The 16,323-nt window shown below is 71.9% G+C and carries 12 protein-coding genes; 7 read left to right on the top strand and 5 right to left on the bottom strand.

All coding sequences use genetic code 11. The features are described from left to right. Positions 1-73: 73 nt before the first annotated feature. Positions 74-817, bottom strand: coding sequence for a copper homeostasis protein CutC (locus ABD882_RS13130; protein ID WP_345187635.1), 744 nt, complete (start codon positions 815-817; stop codon positions 74-76). Positions 818-905: 88 nt separating this feature from the next. Here ABD882_RS13130 and ABD882_RS13135 point away from each other — a divergent pair, with 88 nt between their 5' ends. From ABD882_RS13135 to ABD882_RS13165, 7 genes are all read left to right on the top strand, one after another. After that, positions 906-1,352 (top strand): MarR family winged helix-turn-helix transcriptional regulator, encoded by a 447-nt coding sequence (locus tag ABD882_RS13135; protein ID WP_345187636.1) that lies wholly within the window; start codon positions 906-908, stop codon positions 1,350-1,352. A gap of 5 nt (positions 1,353-1,357) precedes the next feature. Then, positions 1,358-2,722 carry an MFS transporter gene (locus ABD882_RS13140; RefSeq protein ID WP_345188008.1) on the top strand — a complete coding sequence of 455 codons (1,365 nt, stop codon included), beginning with the start codon at positions 1,358-1,360 and terminating at the stop codon, positions 2,720-2,722. Next, the gene (locus ABD882_RS13145; protein WP_345187638.1) at positions 2,719-3,939 is read left to right on the top strand and encodes a multidrug effflux MFS transporter; all 1,221 of its coding nucleotides are present in this window, start codon (positions 2,719-2,721) and stop codon (positions 3,937-3,939) included. The genes ABD882_RS13140 and ABD882_RS13145 overlap by 4 nt, the downstream gene beginning before the upstream one ends. Before the next feature lie 76 nt (positions 3,940-4,015). Then, the gene (locus ABD882_RS13150; protein WP_345187640.1) at positions 4,016-5,575 is read left to right on the top strand and encodes a molybdopterin-dependent oxidoreductase; all 1,560 of its coding nucleotides are present in this window, start codon (positions 4,016-4,018) and stop codon (positions 5,573-5,575) included. A gap of 302 nt (positions 5,576-5,877) precedes the next feature. Then, complete coding sequence (locus tag ABD882_RS13155; RefSeq protein ID WP_345187641.1) at positions 5,878-6,876, top strand: ABC transporter ATP-binding protein; 999 nt, start codon at positions 5,878-5,880, stop codon at positions 6,874-6,876. Next, positions 6,873-8,546, top strand: coding sequence for an ABC transporter permease (locus ABD882_RS13160; protein WP_345187643.1), 1,674 nt, complete (start codon positions 6,873-6,875; stop codon positions 8,544-8,546). Before ABD882_RS13155 ends, ABD882_RS13160 begins: the two co-directional genes overlap by 4 nt. Before the next feature lie 65 nt (positions 8,547-8,611). Continuing rightward, complete coding sequence (locus tag ABD882_RS13165; RefSeq protein WP_345187645.1) at positions 8,612-9,109, top strand: GbsR/MarR family transcriptional regulator; 498 nt, start codon at positions 8,612-8,614, stop codon at positions 9,107-9,109. 119 nt (positions 9,110-9,228) lie between these two features. Here the strand turns inward: ABD882_RS13165 and rocD are convergent, their stop codons facing one another. From rocD to ABD882_RS13185, 4 genes are all read right to left on the bottom strand, one after another. Then, entirely contained in the window at positions 9,229-10,470 is a 1,242-nt protein-coding gene (gene rocD, locus ABD882_RS13170) for an ornithine--oxo-acid transaminase (protein WP_345187648.1), read from the bottom strand. Beyond that, positions 10,470-11,357 (bottom strand): dimethylargininase, encoded by an 888-nt coding sequence (ddaH, locus tag ABD882_RS13175; protein WP_345187650.1) that lies wholly within the window; start codon positions 11,355-11,357, stop codon positions 10,470-10,472. The genes rocD and ddaH overlap by 1 nt, the downstream gene beginning before the upstream one ends. A 251-nt stretch (positions 11,358-11,608) precedes the next feature. Further along, entirely contained in the window at positions 11,609-12,427 is an 819-nt protein-coding gene (locus ABD882_RS13180) for an SGNH/GDSL hydrolase family protein (RefSeq protein ID WP_345187652.1), read from the bottom strand. Between the two features lie 108 nt (positions 12,428-12,535). Beyond that, complete coding sequence (locus ABD882_RS13185; RefSeq protein ID WP_425563370.1) at positions 12,536-16,303, bottom strand: proline dehydrogenase family protein; 3,768 nt, start codon at positions 16,301-16,303, stop codon at positions 12,536-12,538. Positions 16,304-16,323 lie beyond the last annotated feature (20 nt).

Consider the following 16,323-nt stretch of genomic DNA (forward strand, 5'->3'; position numbering starts at 1 on the left):
AGTCTACGGATCGGGAGCCCCGGCGTCGGCGAGACGTCGTCCGATGACAGGGAGCGGCGGGCGTGCGGCCGGGTCAGAGGCCGAAGGCGGCGCGCACGGCACGGGCCTCGGCGAGGTCTGTCACCTCGTGACCGCCGACGCCCTCGTCCGCGGATCCCATGCGCACAGCGCCGTCGGCGGTGACCGTGCGCTTGGCGGAGAAGTGCAGCGCGTCCACGCCGGTCGCCGCGATCCGGGCCGCGTTCGCCGAGGTGACGCCGCTGCCGGCCATCACCTCGATGCCGCCCTCGGCCGCGGCGACAAGCGCGCGCAGCACGTCGAGGCCGTCGAGCGCGGCGGAGACGCCCCCCGAGGTCAGCACCCGGGTGAAGCCGAGCCCACGCACGATCAGCAGCGCGGCGAGCGGATCCGGCGTCACATCGATCGCGCGGTGCAGGGTGACCGCCGCGTCCGCACGCACCGATCGCGCCACGTCCCGGAGCCGCTCCAGCGCATCCGTGTCCAGCTCCCCCGACGCGGTCTGCGCGCCGATGACGACCCCGGCGGCTCCGTGCGCGAGCATCCAGCGCACGTCCCGCGCGGTCGCCTCGATTTCCTCGGCGTCGTAGTGGAATCCGCCCGCCCTCGGCCGTACCAGCACATGCACACCGGGCCCGTCGTCTCCGGCCGCTTCGACCGCGAGCTCGAGCGTGGCCGGCGACGGCGTCACTCCGCCGAGCGCCAGCCCGTGGGTCAGCTCGACACGCGCGGCGCCGATCTCGCGGGCGACCCGCACACCGGCGGCATCCTGAACAGCGACTTCGAGCGCGAGGGGCATCCCCCTATTCTTCCGGGTCGCAACACCTGCCGGAACGGACGCGCCGGGCCTTTTGTTCGGCTCATTACTTAGTTAGGCTATCTAAGTAATGGAACCTGACACTCTGCACGAGACCGCGACCGAACTGCGTCTCGCCACCTTCCGCCTCGCCCGCAGGCTCCGCTCCGTCCGTCCCATCGACCGCCGCAACGCCGCGATGAGCGACGCGCAGCTGGCCGTGCTCGGAGCGCTGCGCACGCACGGGCGCCATTCCCTCACCGCCCTCGCCGACCGCGAGCGCGTGACCCCGCCCACCATGAGCGCCCTGGTGACCGGACTCGAAGAGCAGGGCTACGTGATCCGGATCCCGGACGAGGTCGATCGCCGCCGCGTGCACGTCGAGATCACTCCCGACGGCGAGGCGATCGTGGTCGCGACGTTCGAGCGGCGCACCGAGCTGCTCAAGGCCGAGATCGTCGAGCTCGGCCTCAGCGACGAGGAGCTGCAGACCCTGCACACGGCGAGCATCCTGATGCGGAAGCTGGCCGAGCAGTGAGTCAGATGTTCCGCTCCTTCGGGGCCTTCAACTACCGGGTCTGGTTCTTCGGCGCGATCATCTCGAACATCGGCGGCTGGATGCAGTCCACCGCGCAGGACTGGGTGGTGCTGACCGAGCTCACGCACAACGACGCCACCGCGATGGGCGCGACCATGGCGCTGCAGTTCGGCCCGCCCCTCGTGCTCGTCGGGCTCACCGGCCGGGTGGCCGACCGCTTCGACCGCCGGCACATCCTGCTGGTGACGCAGTCGACCCTCATGGTGCTCGCCGTGTGCGTCGCGACGCTGCTGCTCACGCACGTCATGACGCTGCCGCTCATGCTCGTGTTCGCGGCCTGCTTCGGGATCGCGAACGCGTTCGACGCCCCCGCCCGGCAGGCGTTCGTGTCCGACATGGTGACGATGGAGAACGCCTCGAACGCGGTCGCGCTGAACTCGGCGTCGTTCAACATGGCCCGGCTGATCGGGCCGGCCGTCGGCGGCCTCGCGATCGTCGCGCTCGGATCCGGCTGGGTGTTCGTCGCGAACGCGGCCACGTTCCTCGCGATGATCGTGGCGCTGCTGCTGATCCGCTCCCGGGAGCTCATGCCGCGGCCGAAGAACCGTCGCTCCGGCGGGCTGATCGTGGGGCTGCGCTACGTGCGGGGCCGGCCCGACCTCATGGTCGTGTTCGTGATGGTGTTCCTGATCGGCGCGTTCGGCATGAACTTCCCGATCTTCGCCTCGACCATGGCGCTCGAGTTCCACAAGCAGGCCGACGGCTACGGCGTGCTCAGCTCGGTGCTCGCGATCGGATCCCTCACCGGCGCCCTGCTCGCCGCGCGCCGGGATCGCGCCAGGGTGCGCGTGCTGATGATCGCCGCGGGCGGATTCGGCGTCGCCTCGATCGTGTCGGCGCAGATGCCGACCTATGTGCTGTACGCGGTGACGCTCGTGTTCGTCGGCTTCTCCACGGTGACCATGCTGACCACGGCGAACGGCTACGTGCAGACCACGACGGATCCGGCGCTGCGCGGGCGGGTGCTCGCGCTGTACATGGCGGTCGTGATGGGCGCGACCCCGATCGGCGCCCCGATCGCGGGCTGGGTGGCCGACGCGTTCGGCCCGCGCGCCGCGATCACGATGGGCGGGATCGCGGGCCTGCTGTCCTTCGCGATCGGTGCGGGCTGGATGCTGTACTCCGGCCGGCTGCACCGCCGAGAGGACGCGCGGTTCCTGCTCACCCTGGACGAGACCAGACCGGTCTCGATCGTGGAGGCGATGGATCGCGCGGTCACGCCGCCGATCATCAGCACGGCGAACCCGATCACGAGCGCCACGACCCCGATCCGCACCGAGCCGCGCCTGCCGAAGGACGACGGGGAGTGACGGGACGCGACGCCGCGGCCGCCGCGAACGCCCGCTCCCGCCGTTCGCTGCTGCCGGCGCTGGGGGCGCTCTCCGCGTTCGGGCCGCTCTCGATGGACCTGTACATCCCCGCGCTGCCGCAGCTCGGGCACGACCTGGCGACCACCGACGCGCTCGCGCAGGTGACGATGAGCGCGTGCCTGATCGGGCTCGCGCTCGGCCAGCTGCTGTGGGGGCCGATCAGCGACCGGTACGGCCGGCGCCGGCCGATGCTGTGGGCGGTGGCCGGGTTCGCGATCGCCTCGCTCGCGTGCGCGTTCGCGCCGACCGTGGGGATCCTGATCGCGATCCGTCTCGTGCAGGGGCTGTGCGGGGCGGCCGGGATGGCGATCGCCCGCGCCGTCGTGCACGACGTGTTCGAGGGCGCGGAGGCGACCGCCGGGTTCGCGACGCTCACCGCGATCTCCGGCGCGGCTCCCGTGCTCGCCCCGCTGCTGGGCGGGCTGCTGCTGTCGTTCACGAACTGGCACGGGCTGTTCGTCGCGCTCGCGATCATCGGCGCCGCGCTGCTGGTTGTCGCCGTGCTGTTCGTGCCGGAGACGCTGCACGCGGCCGAGCGCACCACCGGCGGGCTCGGCAACGACCTGCGCGGCATCGGCGCCGCCCTCGCGAACGGACCGTTCATGGTCTTCGCGATCACGCTCGGCCTCGCCACCGCCGGGTTCTTCACCTACCTGCAGATGTCGTCGTTCGTGCTGCAGAACGAGTACGGCGTCACGGCGCAGGGATTCGCGCTCATCTTCGCCGTGAACTCGGTCGGGATCGTGCTGGGCGCCCGGCTCAGCCGGCGTCTGGCTCGGAGCGCCGGCGGCCGGCGCATCGTGCTGTGGTCGCTGAGCCTCGGCACGGCGGCGGCCGCGGCCGTGCTGCTCTCCGCACTGCTGGGCAGCGCACTGCCCTGGCTGCTCGCGCCGCTGTTCCTGCTCGTCGCCCTGCACGGCGTGAACAATCCGACGCTCACCGCGCTCGCACTCGGCCGCATCCGCCGGGGTGCCGGATCCGCCTCCGCCGTGCTCGGCACGCTCGCCGCTCTGCTGGGCGCGCTGGTCCCGCCGCTGCTCTCCCGAGCCGGGGTGTCGGCGACGCTCATGGGGTGGACGATGCTCGCCGCATTCGCCTGTGCGCTGCTGGTCCTCGCGGTCGCGGGCCGGGGCGGGCGGAGCACGGATCGCCCCTGACTCGCGAACCCGCGAAGTTCTTACGAGTTCGTGATCTGCCGCCCTGCGGATCCTCCGGGGTTCCTACGCTGAGACCATGACCGGATCCGTGCTGCGCCACCGCGCGATGGCCGCCGCGGCCGGCGTCGCCGCCACTCTGCTCGGCGCCGGGGCGGGCGAGCTCGTCGCCGCGGTGCTCGCGCCCTCGTCCAGCCCGTTCGCGGTGGTCGGCGGTGCGCTGATCGACGCCGCCCCGGCGTGGGCGAAGAACACGGCGATCGCGCTGTTCGGCACCTCGGACAAGGCCGCGCTGCTCACCGGCATCGCGATCGTGCTGCTCGCCCTGGCCGCCGCGCTCGGGCTGAGCGAGCGGCGCTGGCGGCGCTCCGGAGCGATCGGCCTCGTGCTGGTCGGCGTCGTGGTGTCGCTGATCGCCCCCACCCGGGCAGATGCGGCGACGCTGTCGTGGCTGCCCGCACTGCTCTCCGGCGTGATCTCGGGCACGGCCCTGCACCGGCTGGTGCGGATGCTGCGATCCGCGGACCGCACCGCCCTCGCATCCGCCGGCACCCAGGATCCGTCCGGCCCGACCCGACGCCGGTTCCTCGCCTGGGCTGCGGCGAGCGCCGGCGCCGGCATCGTCGCGGCCCTGATCGCGTCGGCAGGGCGCGCGGGCACGGCCGTCTCGACCACCGTCCGCACCGCCCTGCGCCTGCCGAAGCCGGCCACTCCGGCGCCCGCCATTCCCGCCGGGGCCGCGCTGAACGTTCCGGGGCTCAGCCCCCTGATCACGCCGAACGCCGACTTCTACCGCATCGACACCGCGCTCATCGTGCCCCAGCTGGATCCGGCGCAGTGGAAGCTGCGGATCCACGGCCTGGTCGCGCACGAGGTGACGCTCACCTGGAATGAGCTCGTCGCGCTGCCTCTCGTGGAATCGGCCGCGACCCTGTCCTGCGTGTCGAACGAGGTCGGCGGCGACCTGATCGGCAACGCGGTCTGGCTCGGGTACCCGATCCGCGAGCTGCTCGCGCAGGCGCAGCCCTCCGCCGATGCGGACATGGTGCTGTCGACCTCGGTCGACGGCTTCACCGCGGGGACGCCGCTCGAGGCGCTCACCGACGACCGCAACGCGCTGCTCGCGATCGGGATGAACGGCGAACCGCTCCCCCTCGAGCACGGCTTCCCGGTACGGATGGTCGTGCCGGGGCTGTACGGCTACGTCTCCGCGACGAAGTGGGTGATCGACCTCGAGGTCACCCGGTTCGACCGCGCCCGCGCGTACTGGACGGACCGGGGGTGGTCGGAGCGCGGGCCGATCAAACTCGAGTCGCGCATCGACGTGCCCCGCGCGAACGCCGCCGTCTCGGCGGGCGACACCGTGATCGCGGGCGTCGCCTGGCAGCCGCACGCGGGCGTCTCCGCCGTCGAGGTGCAGGTCGACGGCGGGCCCTGGCAGCGCGCGGAGCTGGCGCCGGCCATCTCGACCGACACCTGGGTGCAGTGGCGCCTGCCCTGGCACGCCGCCGCAGGGCAGCGCACGCTCCGCTGCCGAGCGATCGGCTCCGACGGCACGGTGCAGACATCCGAGATCGCGCCCCCCGCACCCGACGGCGCGAGCGGCTGGCACACGATCGGCGTGACCGTGAACGCGTGATCAGTCCGCCTCGCCGTTGAGCATGCGCAGGATCAGCGCGATCATGAGGTCCTTCCGTTTCCGCGGGCTGGGCAGATACCCGGTAAGCACCTCAGCGTTTGCGAGCTGTATGCAGTTCTTGCATTTTGCTCTGCTCATCGATCTCGCCATCCCGCGCGATCCGTCCTGTCCGCCGCAGTCGTTGCAAAATCCGCAACAACTGCCGCCCCCGACACGCAGCGCTCCTCCGCATCCGGATCCTCACGAAACCCATGCGCTTCACTTCCTTCACGAATTTGTGAAATAGGCGTAGCATCGCCGCCATGAACACGATCATCCGCACGGACGGCCTCACCAAGCACTACGGCCCCCGCGGTCGGGCCTCCGTGCACGCACTCGACGGACTGGACCTCAGCGTCGACGAGGGCCAGGTGCACGGCTTCCTCGGCCCGAACGGGGCCGGCAAGTCCACCACGATCCGGATCCTGCTGGGCCTGGCTCGCAAGACGGGCGGCACGGCCACCGTCTTCGGCGCGGATCCGTGGGCCCACGCCTCCCAGCTGCATCGCCGCATCGCCTACGTGCCCGGCGACGTGAGCGTCTGGCCCAACCTCTCCGGCGGCGAGTCGATCGACTTCCTCGCCCGCCTGCGCGGCGCGCACACCAAGGATCCCGCCTACCGCGCCGAGCGGGAGCGGCTGATGACGGCGTTCCAGTTCGATCCGCGCAAGAAGGGCCGCGCGTACTCGAAGGGCAACCGGCAGAAGGTCGCGCTCATCGCCGCCTTCGCCGTGCCCGCCGATCTGTACATCCTCGACGAGCCCACGAGCGGCCTGGATCCGCTCATGGAGGTGGTGTTCCGCGACGAGGTGCAGCGGCTGCGCAGCATCGGCGCGACCGTGCTGCTCTCCAGTCACATCCTCTCCGAGGTCGAGCTGCTCTGCGACCGCGTCAGCATCATCCGCGCGGGCCGGATCGTCGAATCCGGCACGCTGGCCGAGCTGCGCCACCTCACCCGCACCGAGGTGTCGTTCGAGGCGACGGACGACACCGCCCTCGCCGGAATCCCCGAGGCGCACGACGGATCCGTCGCCGAGGGCCGCGCCCGGTTCACCGTCGACAGCGACGCGCTCCCGGCCGTGCTGCCCGTGCTCGCGCAGCGCGCCGTGGCGGGGCTCCGGATCGAGCCGCCCTCCCTCGAGGAGCTGTTCCTGCGGCACTACGGCGACGATCTCGCAGCCTCTCGCGCCGCCGAGGAGGGCTCGTCGACAGGCTCGGGGACCCGCGCCGCACGCCGGGTCGCCGCGAAGGAGTCGAGATGAGCCCCACGACCCCCTCCGACCAGCGCTCCGCGCTGCCCGGAGCCTCCGGGTCGCGTGGGCCCGGCTCGCTGCTCCGGCAGCGCCTGCGCCGAGACTGGCTGCAGGTGATGCTGTGGATCCTCGCCACGGTCCTCATGGCCTACGCCGGCTTCTCAGGCGTGACGCAGTCCTACGCAACGCACACCGACCGGGTCCAGGTGCTCTCCGCGGTCATGGCGAACCCCGTCATCATGATGTTCCGCGGGCTGCCGTCCGGTGCGTCCGAGGGGCAGTTCCTCTCGTTCGAGATCCTGCCCTGGCTGACGATGCTCGCCGCCCTGATGAGCACGTTCCTCGCGGTGCGGCACACGCGCGGCGACGAGGAGGCGGGCCGCGCCGAACTGGTCGCGGCCACGCCGGCCGGTCGCGCGCTGCCGACGATCGCGACCCTCATCCACGGGCTCGCGGCCAACGTCGTGCTCGGCGTGCTCGTGGCGCTCGCGCTGATCGGGTCGAAGCTCGACGCGGGCGGATCCTGGCTCATGGGCGCGACCTCGGCGACGACCGGCATCGCGTTCCTCGGCATCGGGTTGATCGCCGCGCAGCTCATGCGCACCTCCCGCGGAGCCAACTCGCTCACGGTGTGGATCCTGGTCGGCACGTTCCTGATCAACGGGATCGGCAACACCGCGGGCACGCCGAGCAACGACCTCACCCGCATCACCAGTTCCGGGCTCGTGTGGCTCTCGCCGTTCGGGTGGGCCGAGCAGGCCCGCCCGTACGACACCGACAACGCCTGGCCGGCTCTGCTCGGGCTGCTCTTCGGACTGGTCCTCGCGATCGCGGCCGTGGCCCTGCAGTCGGTGCGCGACATCGGCGAAGGCTTCGTACCCGCGCGCGCCGGGCGGACGTACGCCCGGCCCGCCCTCTCCTCGCCGCACGCCCTGGTCTGGCGGCTGACCAACGGCGCGATCATCGGCTGGGGCGTGGGCGGGGCGCTCACCGGCATCCTCGCGACCACGCTGTCCGGGCTCGCCGGGCAGATCTCCGGGCAGAACCCGGCGGTGCAGCAGATCCTCGACAAGATCGGCAAGGCCGGCAACCTGGAGGAGACCGTGGTCTCGGTCTTCTTCACGATGATGGGCATCCTCGCCGCGTGCGCGGCCGTGCAGATCGTCGTGCGGGCGCGGCAGGAGGAGGCGCACGGCACGGCCGAGAACGTGCTCGCCCTTCCCGTGGGCCGGGTGCGCTGGCTGCTCGACTATCTGCTCGTGGCGACCTTCGCGATCGCGATCATCGTGGCCGCGGCCATGCTCGCGGCCTACGCCGGACTCGCCGGCAACAAGGACGCATCCTCGCTCGCGCAGGTCGTGACGGTGGTGGGGCTCGGCCAGGGGCTCGCCGCCTGCGTGTTCACGGTGCTCACGGCGCTCGTGTTCGTGCTGCTCCCGCGCGGCACGATCGGCATCGCCTGGGCGCTGGTGCTGCTGGCCACGCTGTTCGGCCTGTTCGGCCCGCTGTTCGGTCTGCCGGAGTGGACGACGCGCTTCTCGCCGTTCTCGGTCGCCCCGATCGTGTCGAACGGGGGCGCGGATCTCCGCGGCACGTGGTGGCTGGTGCTCGTCGTCGCGGTGGGCGCGGCGGCGTCCCTCACCCTGATGCGCCGACGCGAGCTGCACGGTGCTGCCTGAGAGGCGTGCGGGATGACCCGATCCCGCGCCGTCACCGGGGCCATGATGAGAGGGGAAGGAGCGGTATGACCCAGGAGAAGGATCCCGCCCCCGGCGCGCACCTCGGCGTCGACGCGGCGGAGCAGGCGGCCGCGATGATCACCTCGGTCGGCTTCCCGCGGATGCCGGGGCGCGTGCTGATGGCTCTCATCGCCGCCCCCGCCGAGGGCTACACCGCCGCCGGGCTCGGCGAACGGCTGGGCGTGAGCGCCGCGGCGGTGTCAGGAGCCGTGCGCTACCTGCAGAGCCTGCAGGTGATCCGCCGGGTCTCCCGCCCCGATCACCGCCGCGACCACTACGTGATCGTGCCAGACACCTGGTACGGGCTTCTCAGCAACAACGGCCCGATCTACGAACGGCTCGCGGAGCACATCGATGCGATCGGCGACGCCAACGCGAGCGATCCCGCCGCGCTCGCCCGGGCGTCCGAGATGTCGGAGTTCTTCCGCTTCATGTCGACCCGCATGTCGCAGCTCGTCCAGGAGTGGGAGACGCACCGCGACGCCCTCCGCGGGGGTCGTTGAGCGAGCAGCGACGAAAGAGCAGCGAGACGAAACGCGGTTTTCCCGCGGAGTCACCGCGTTTCGTCTCGGTCGTCGCTCCGCTCCGTCCTCGCTCAACGACCCCAAGGGGCGGGCGGGGCTCAGCGGTCGAGCACCAGCCGGAGCTGCTCGAGCGCCCAGTCCAGCTCGGTCGCGCGCACCACGATCGGCGGGGCGATCCGGATCGTCTGCCCGTGCGTGTCCTTCACGAGCACGCCACGATCCAGAAGCCGTTCGGCGATCTCGCGGCCCGTCCCGCGATCCGGGTCGATGTCGACGCCGGCCCAGAGCCCTGCCACGCGCACCGCGGTCACCCCGTGACCGAGGAAGGCCTCGAGCCCGGCCCGCAGGTGCTCGCCGAGCGCCTTCGCGCGCTCCTGGAACTCGCCCGAGGCGAGCATCTCGACCGCGCGCAGCCCGACGGCCGCCGCGAGCGGGTTGCCGCCGAAGGTGGATCCGTGCTCGCCCGGACGGATGACGCCGAGCACGTCCTCGTTCCCGACGACCGCCGAGACGGGCAGGATCCCGCCACCGAGCGCCTTGCCGAGCAGGTACAGGTCGGGCACCACGCCCTCGCGGTCGCACGCGAACGTCTCGCCCACCCGGCCCAGGCCGGACTGGATCTCGTCCGCGACGAACAGCACGTTCCGCTCTGTGCAGATCTCGCGGATCCGGCGCAGGTAGCCGTCCGGCGGGATGATCACGCCGCCCTCGCCCTGGATCGGCTCGATGAGCACGGCGACCGTGTCGTCCGTGATGGCGGCGGCGATCGCCTCCGCATCACCGTACGGCACGGCATCGAAGCCGGGCGTGAACGGCCCGAAGTCGTCGCGGGCCGACTCGTCGTCGCTGAAGCCGACGATGGTGGTGGTGCGGCCGTGGAAGTTGCCGTGCGCGACCACGATGCGGGCGGCGTCGGGGCGCACGCCCTTGACCCGGTAGCCCCAGGCGCGGGCGACCTTGATCCCGGTCTCCACGGCCTCGGCACCCGTGTTCATGGGCAACACGAGATCTTTGCCGCATAGCTCCGCGAGCGCCGCGGCGAACGGCTCGAGCCGGTCGCTGCGGAAGGCGCGGCTGGTCAGCGCGACCCGGCCGAGCTGCTCCTCGAGCGCGGCGACGAGCGCGGGATGGCGGTGCCCGAAGTTCACGGCGGAGTACGCCGCGAGCAGGTCGAGGTAGCGCTTGCCCTCGACATCGGTCACCCAGGCGCCCTCGCCGCGGGCGATCGTCACCTCGAGCGGGGCGTAGTTGCGCGCGACGTGCGGCTCCGCGGCCCCGTCCGGTCCCTGTGCAGACACGCCCTCGCCCGGTCCCTGCGGCTCTCGCACCGCGGCGCTCATCACGCGCCGCGCAGTTCGAGCGTGCAGCACTTGATGCCGCCGCCGCCGAGCAGCAGCTCGCTCAGGTCGACGGTGATGGGGTTGTAGCCGCGCTCGCGCAGCTGCTTCTCGAAGCCGGTCGCCCGCGGCGAGATGATCACGTTGTAGCCGTCGCTCGCGGAGTTCAGGCCGAAGACGGCGCCGTCCTCGTCGGAGACCAGGATCGCGTCCGGGAAGCGCTCCTCCAGGATCCTGCGGCTGGCGTCGTCGAACGCGTGCGGCAGGTAGGCGATGTTCGCGCTCGCCGGGCCGCCGTTCTCCTCGCCCACCACGGGGTCGAGCACGGTCAGCGCGGTGTCGAGGTGGTAGAAGCGCGGGTCGACGAGGTGCAGCGAGATGACCTCGCGGCCGAAGACCTCGCTCACCTCGCGGTGGCTGTCCCCGGCCGAGCGGAAACCGGTGCCGGCGAGGATCACGTCACCCGCGAGCAGGAAGTCGCCCTCGCCCTCGTTGATCTCCTCCGGCATCACGGTGTCGAAGCCGTTGGCGCGGAACCAGTCGGCGAACGCGGGCGCCTCGCCCTGACGCTGCGCGTAGTAGAACGAGGGCACGTACGCCCGCCCGCCGATCACGAAACCGCCGTTGGCTGTGTAGACCATGTCGGGGTAGCCGGCGAGCGGCTCGATGAGCTCGACCTCGTGGCCCAGCTCGAGGTACAGGTCGTGGAGCTTCTGCCACTGTGCGACCGCGTTCGCGGTGTCGGTCGGGTTCGCCGGCTCCATCCACGGGTTGATGCTGTAGTTCACCGTGAAGTGCTCGGGCTTGCACATCAGGTACCGGCGGTGGTGCGCGGTACGGGCGGGCACGGTCGCGGCGGTGGTCGCGGTGGTGGTCTCGGGCGTCGACATGAAGCTCCTCGGAATCCAGGTGCGGCGGACGCTGTCCTCAGGCCCGGCGGTCCTTCGATCCGGCACATCGCGGATGCGGGGAGAAGATGCGACACGGGCACGCCGTCGTCCATTGTCTCATCCGAGCCTGCGAGGCGCCATCACGCCGCTGTGATCGCCGGGCTCACCTCCCCGCCCGCGTCGCGAGCGCGTCCCCCGCCCGTCGCGAGCGGGGGAGCTCCACGATCCTCAGTCCTGCGGATCCGAACCGCTCAGCGCACCGCCTGGATCGCCGCGGCATAGGCGGCGTCGCCTGCCGCCGTCGGGTGCAGGAACGTCACCGGATCGCTGAGATCGCTGCCCAGCCAGGACTGGTCCGTCCACGTCGCCGGATCCACGTCGCCGATCCGGTGTCCGGCGAAGGACGGGTCGACATCCGCGAACACCGCGCCCGATGCCGTGGCCGCCCCCGACAGCAGTTGGTCGAGCGTGGCGACCCCCTGGTTCACGATTCCGGCACGGGGATCCGCGGCGACCGCCGTAGCGGAGAACGGCACGGGATACCCGGTCACGATGACAACCGCGTTGGGCGCGAGCATCCGAGTCGCGGCGACGAGCCCTGCCATCGCCGGACCGACGGCCGCCATCCGCTGCTGCGCCATTCCGAAGGCGAGTGCACAGCCGGCCTGATCGCCCGGCACCGAGCACGCCGCATACACGGCGGCGATGTCCAGGTCGTTCCCGCCGGCAGTGATGGTGACGAGCGTCGTCCCGCGGTTCACGGCGCCGAGCTGGTTCGACTGGACGTCGGCGACGGTCGCGCCCGAGCAGGACGGATCCCGCAACAGGTTCGTCCGCGAAACCTGACCGAGCAGAACCGGGTATCCGGTCACGCCCGGCGTGCCACAGGCGATGACCTGATCGGCCGATCCCTGGCCTGCGGCATAGGAGTCGCCGAGAGCGACGTACTTGGCGACCGGGGACGGCTGAGCCGCGACGGCTGGCGCGACGCCGAGTGGCGCCGCGAGAAGGGCAAGAGTGACCGCGGCGATCGAGATCGCGCGGCCCCGTCGGACTCGGAGAGTGTTCATGGCCGCACGCTATACCCCGCAGGGAGTACTGGTAAGAGAGGTGGACCTGGTATTTCGATATCCCAGGATCTCCTGCTCACGATTCGATCGGCACGCCGACATCCCGGCTCAGATCACGTCGGCCGACCAGTCGTCCGGGTTGCCGTAGCGGTGCGCGGTGATCGCGATGGCCTGCTCGTGCAGGAACGGCAGCAGCTCGATCCGGCCCGCGGTCGTCACCTCTCCCGCGAAGATCGCGAGATCCGGATAGCCCTGCACCGCCTCGGCGAGCGCGGCGTGCAGCGCCTCGACGTCCTCGGCCGCACCCACGATCCGCACCCGCGGCGGGCGGGGCGGGGCAGCGAGCGGATCCTGGTCCTTGTGATGCTCGGCGGGAGGATGCGCATCGGATCCCTCCGGCGGGCTGTCGTGCGTGAACCGCCGGATCCACTCTGCGTCGCTCTCCACGAACACCGGGATCTCCGCCTCGCCGAGCACGCGCCGCACGGCGGCGGGCAGGCCCATCGACGTGGACAGGGTGAAGTCGCCCCCGCCGCGGATCGCCGCGATCGTGACGCGCAGCAGCGCGCGCAGCGCGGCATCGCCGGTGGCGCGCACCGCGACCGGCACCGAACGGTAGCGGAACAGGTTGCGCTCCACGCCGAGGCGGGAGACGTCCCGCACCCGCCCGAACTCGCGATCCCAGGCCAGCGCGTCGGACAGCGCCGCCCGGCGCAGCCACTCGAACGCGGCGTAGTCGAGCGAGGACTGCGCCGCCTCGATGAGCGAGGTGATCCGGGTGTCGAGGCCGCGCAGGTGCAGGGTGCTCGACCCTCCGCCACCGGTGTCGCGCCAGGACCCGAGGCCGACCAGGTGGTTCGGCCCGCCTGCCTTCGTGCCGGTGCCGGCCGAGGAGCGCTTCCAGCCGCCGAACGGCTGGCGCTGCACGATCGCCCCGGTGATGCCGCGGTTGACGTAGAGGTTGCCCGCCTGCACGCGGTCCAGCCACAGTGCGAGGTCGTCCGGGTTCTGCGTGTGCAGCCCCGCGGTGAGGCCGTAGTCGACGGCGTTCTGCAGCTCGATCGCACGCGTGAGGGTGGGGGCGTGCATGATCCCGAGCACCGGTCCGAAGAACTCCTCGCGGTGGAACCGGGATCCGTCCTGCACCCCGATGCGGATCCCCGGCGTCCACAGCCGGGCGTCGGACTGCTCGATCATCCGCGGCTTCAGCAGCCACTTCTCGCCGGGTTCAAGTTCGGTGAGCGCCCAGCGCAGCTTGCCCTGCGGGCGTTCGATGACCGGCCCCACCTCGGCGAGCGGATCCTCCGGCCAGCCCACGCGCATCGACCGGGTGGCGTCGACCAGCTGCCGTGCGAACCGCTTCGAGCGCCCGATGGGGCCGACCAGGATCGCCAGCGACGCCGCCGAGCATTTCTGCCCGGCATGGCTGAACGCGCTCTTGACCAGGTCGGCGACGGCGAGATCCAAGTCGGCGGACGGCATGACCACGAGCGCGTTCTTGCCGCTGGTCTCGGCCTGCAGCGGCAGGTCGTGCCGCCAGCTGCGGAACAGCGCGGCGGTGTCCCAGGATCCGGTGAGGATCACCCGGTCGACGTCCGCATGTGCGATGAGCCGCCGGCCGAGTTCGCCCTCCTCGATGTCCACGAACGCGAGCAGGTCGCGCGGGATCCCGGCGTCCCAGAGCGCGGCGGCGAGCACGGCTGCCGAGCGCCGGGCCTGCGGGGCGGGCTTGAAGACGACCCCGGATCCCGCGGCGAGGGCGGCGAGCACCCCGCCGGCCGGGATCGCCAGCGGGAAGTTCCACGGCGGGGCGACGACGGTGACCCGCGAGGGCACGAAGGCGGCGCCCGGCACGGCGTCGAGCTCACGGGCCTTGGCCGCGTAGTACTTCGCGAAGTCGACCGCCTCGCTGACCTCGATGTCGCCCTCGGCGATCACCTTCCCGGTCTCCGACGCCGCCACTTCGATCAGCTCGGCCCGTCGGGAGTCGAGCACCGCGGCGGCCCGCAGCAGCACCTCGGCGCGCTCTGCGGCGGGGCGGGTGCCCCAGCGTGCCGCCGCCCGGCGCACGCGGTCGACGGCGGCGTCGAGCAGTGCGGGGTCCTCGATCCGCGCGCTGCGCAGGATCCCGTCCCCCGCCGTCGACGCGGGGATCCGGGCGAGGATCTGCCGCGCCCACTCGCGGTTCGCGGGCAATGCGGGGTCGCTGTCCTGGGTGTTGCTGAAGCCCGGGGCGCCCACGGCGACCGCCGACTCGTCCTCGCGGCTGGCGAACACCGCCGTCTCGACATAGGTGTCGTTGCGGTCGAGGGATCCCGCGATGCCGAGCACGGCCTGCGTGAGCGCACCGTCCGCGGCATCCGGATCCGTCGTGCGCGCATCCGATTCGTGCACCGGGGCGAGGCGGTTCTGCCGGCGGCGCGGGCCGGTCGGCAGGCCCGGATCGGCGGAGCGCTCCAGCGAGATGGCGAACCGGCCGACCTCGCGATCCAGCAGGTCGGGGTCGTCGTGCAGCCGGAACGCCGCGGACAGGAAGTTCTCGCTCGACGCGTTCTCCTCGAGCCGTCGCACCAGGTAGCTGATCGCGACGTCGAACTCGTGCGGCTTCACGACGGGGACGTAGAGCAGCACGTGCCCGACCTCGCGGCTCACCGCCTCGACCTGGCCCTGCGCCATGCCGAGCAGCATCTCGAACTCGATCGGCGCGGATCCGTCGATCCTGGTCCCTGAGCCTGTCGAAGCGACGACCCCCGCCGCCGACACCGCCCCGCGATCCCCCGCCAGCAGCCACGCGTAGGCGATGTCGAAGAGGTTGTGACCGGCGATGCCGATCCGCACCGCGCGCAGCGACTCCGGGGTCATCGCCGCGTTCAGGCAGCGCAGATAGTTCGCGTCGGTGTCGGCCTTCACGTCGTACGGCGCCGGGGTCCAGCCGTGCATGGCCGCCTCGACGCGCTCCATCGCGAGGTTCGCGCCTTTCACCAGGCGCACCTTGATCGGCGCCCCGCCGTGGTCCACGCGATCCTTCGCCCACGCCGTGAGTTCGCGCAGCGCGGGCAGCGCGTCCGGCAGGTAGGCCTGCAGCACGATGCCCGCCTCCAGCTGCGCGAGCCGCGGATCCTCCAGGATCCGGGTGAACACCGCGATCGTGAGGTCCAGGTCGCGGTACTCCTCCATGTCGAGGTTGATGAAGGTCTGCGCCCTGCCCGCACTCGAGGAGGACCAGGGATCCTGCGCGGCGGTCAGGTACAGCGGCAGGAGTCGCGCGGCGACCTGCTCGACGATCTCGTCGAACGACCACATCGAGATGCGGCTCATCACCGAGGAGACCTTGACCGACACGTAGTCGACGTCGTCGCGGCGGATCAGGTCGTGGATCCCGTCCAGCCGCCGGCGCGCCTCGTCCTCGCCGAGCACCGCCTCGCCGAGCAGGTTCAGGTTCAGCCGGGCGCCGCTCTCGCGGAGCTTCGCGATCGCCGGTCCCAGCTTGGCCGGGCGGGCGTCGGCGACGAGGTGGCCGACCATGTCGCGCAGCACGGTGCGCGCGATCGGCACGGTCGGCGTCGGCAGTCCGGGGGCGACGAGTCCACCTGCCCGCACGGCCGCGCGCAGATACCAGGGCAGGAACCCGGGCACGAGCGGCGCGACGCGGTTCAGCCCGCTCGCCGCGGCGCCCAGGCTCTCCGGCCGCATCACGCCGTCGACGAAGCCGAGCGTGAACGGCAGCCCGTTCGGATCCTGCAGCACTCCGGCGAGCCGCTCGGCGGCCGGATCCGCATGCGCCTCGGCGGCCTCGGAGATCCAGCGCTGGGCGAGGTCGACGGCCCGGCGCGCACGCTCGGTCTCCTCGTCGTTCAGCCACTGCGGCATCGGCATCGCCTCTCTTCCCCGCCCCC

Source organism: Microbacterium panaciterrae (assembly GCF_039541635.1).
In the GTDB taxonomy this organism is placed as follows: domain Bacteria; phylum Actinomycetota; class Actinomycetes; order Actinomycetales; family Microbacteriaceae; genus Microbacterium; species Microbacterium panaciterrae.

Bases quoted from the DNA above. Each gene is read 5' to 3' on its own strand.
- ABD882_RS13130 (WP_345187635.1), bottom strand. From the start codon at position 817: ATGCCCCTCGCGCTCGAAGTCGCTGTTCAGGATGCCGCCGGTGTGCGG.
- ABD882_RS13140 (WP_345188008.1), top strand. From the start codon at position 1,358: ATGTTCCGCTCCTTCGGGGCCTTCAACTACCGGGTCTGGTTCTTCGGC.
- ddaH (WP_345187650.1), bottom strand. From the start codon at position 11,357: ATGTCGACGCCCGAGACCACCACCGCGACCACCGCCGCGACCGTGCCC.
- rocD (WP_345187648.1), bottom strand. From the start codon at position 10,470: ATGAGCGCCGCGGTGCGAGAGCCGCAGGGACCGGGCGAGGGCGTGTCT.
- ABD882_RS13160 (WP_345187643.1), top strand. From the start codon at position 6,873: ATGAGCCCCACGACCCCCTCCGACCAGCGCTCCGCGCTGCCCGGAGCC.
- ABD882_RS13155 (WP_345187641.1), top strand. From the start codon at position 5,878: ATGAACACGATCATCCGCACGGACGGCCTCACCAAGCACTACGGCCCC.
- ABD882_RS13135 (WP_345187636.1), top strand. From the start codon at position 906: ATGGAACCTGACACTCTGCACGAGACCGCGACCGAACTGCGTCTCGCC.
- ABD882_RS13180 (WP_345187652.1), bottom strand. From the start codon at position 12,427: ATGAACACTCTCCGAGTCCGACGGGGCCGCGCGATCTCGATCGCCGCG.
- ABD882_RS13150 (WP_345187640.1), top strand. From the start codon at position 4,016: ATGACCGGATCCGTGCTGCGCCACCGCGCGATGGCCGCCGCGGCCGGC.
- ABD882_RS13185 (WP_425563370.1), bottom strand. From the start codon at position 16,303: ATGCCGATGCCGCAGTGGCTGAACGACGAGGAGACCGAGCGTGCGCGC.
- ABD882_RS13165 (WP_345187645.1), top strand. From the start codon at position 8,612: ATGACCCAGGAGAAGGATCCCGCCCCCGGCGCGCACCTCGGCGTCGAC.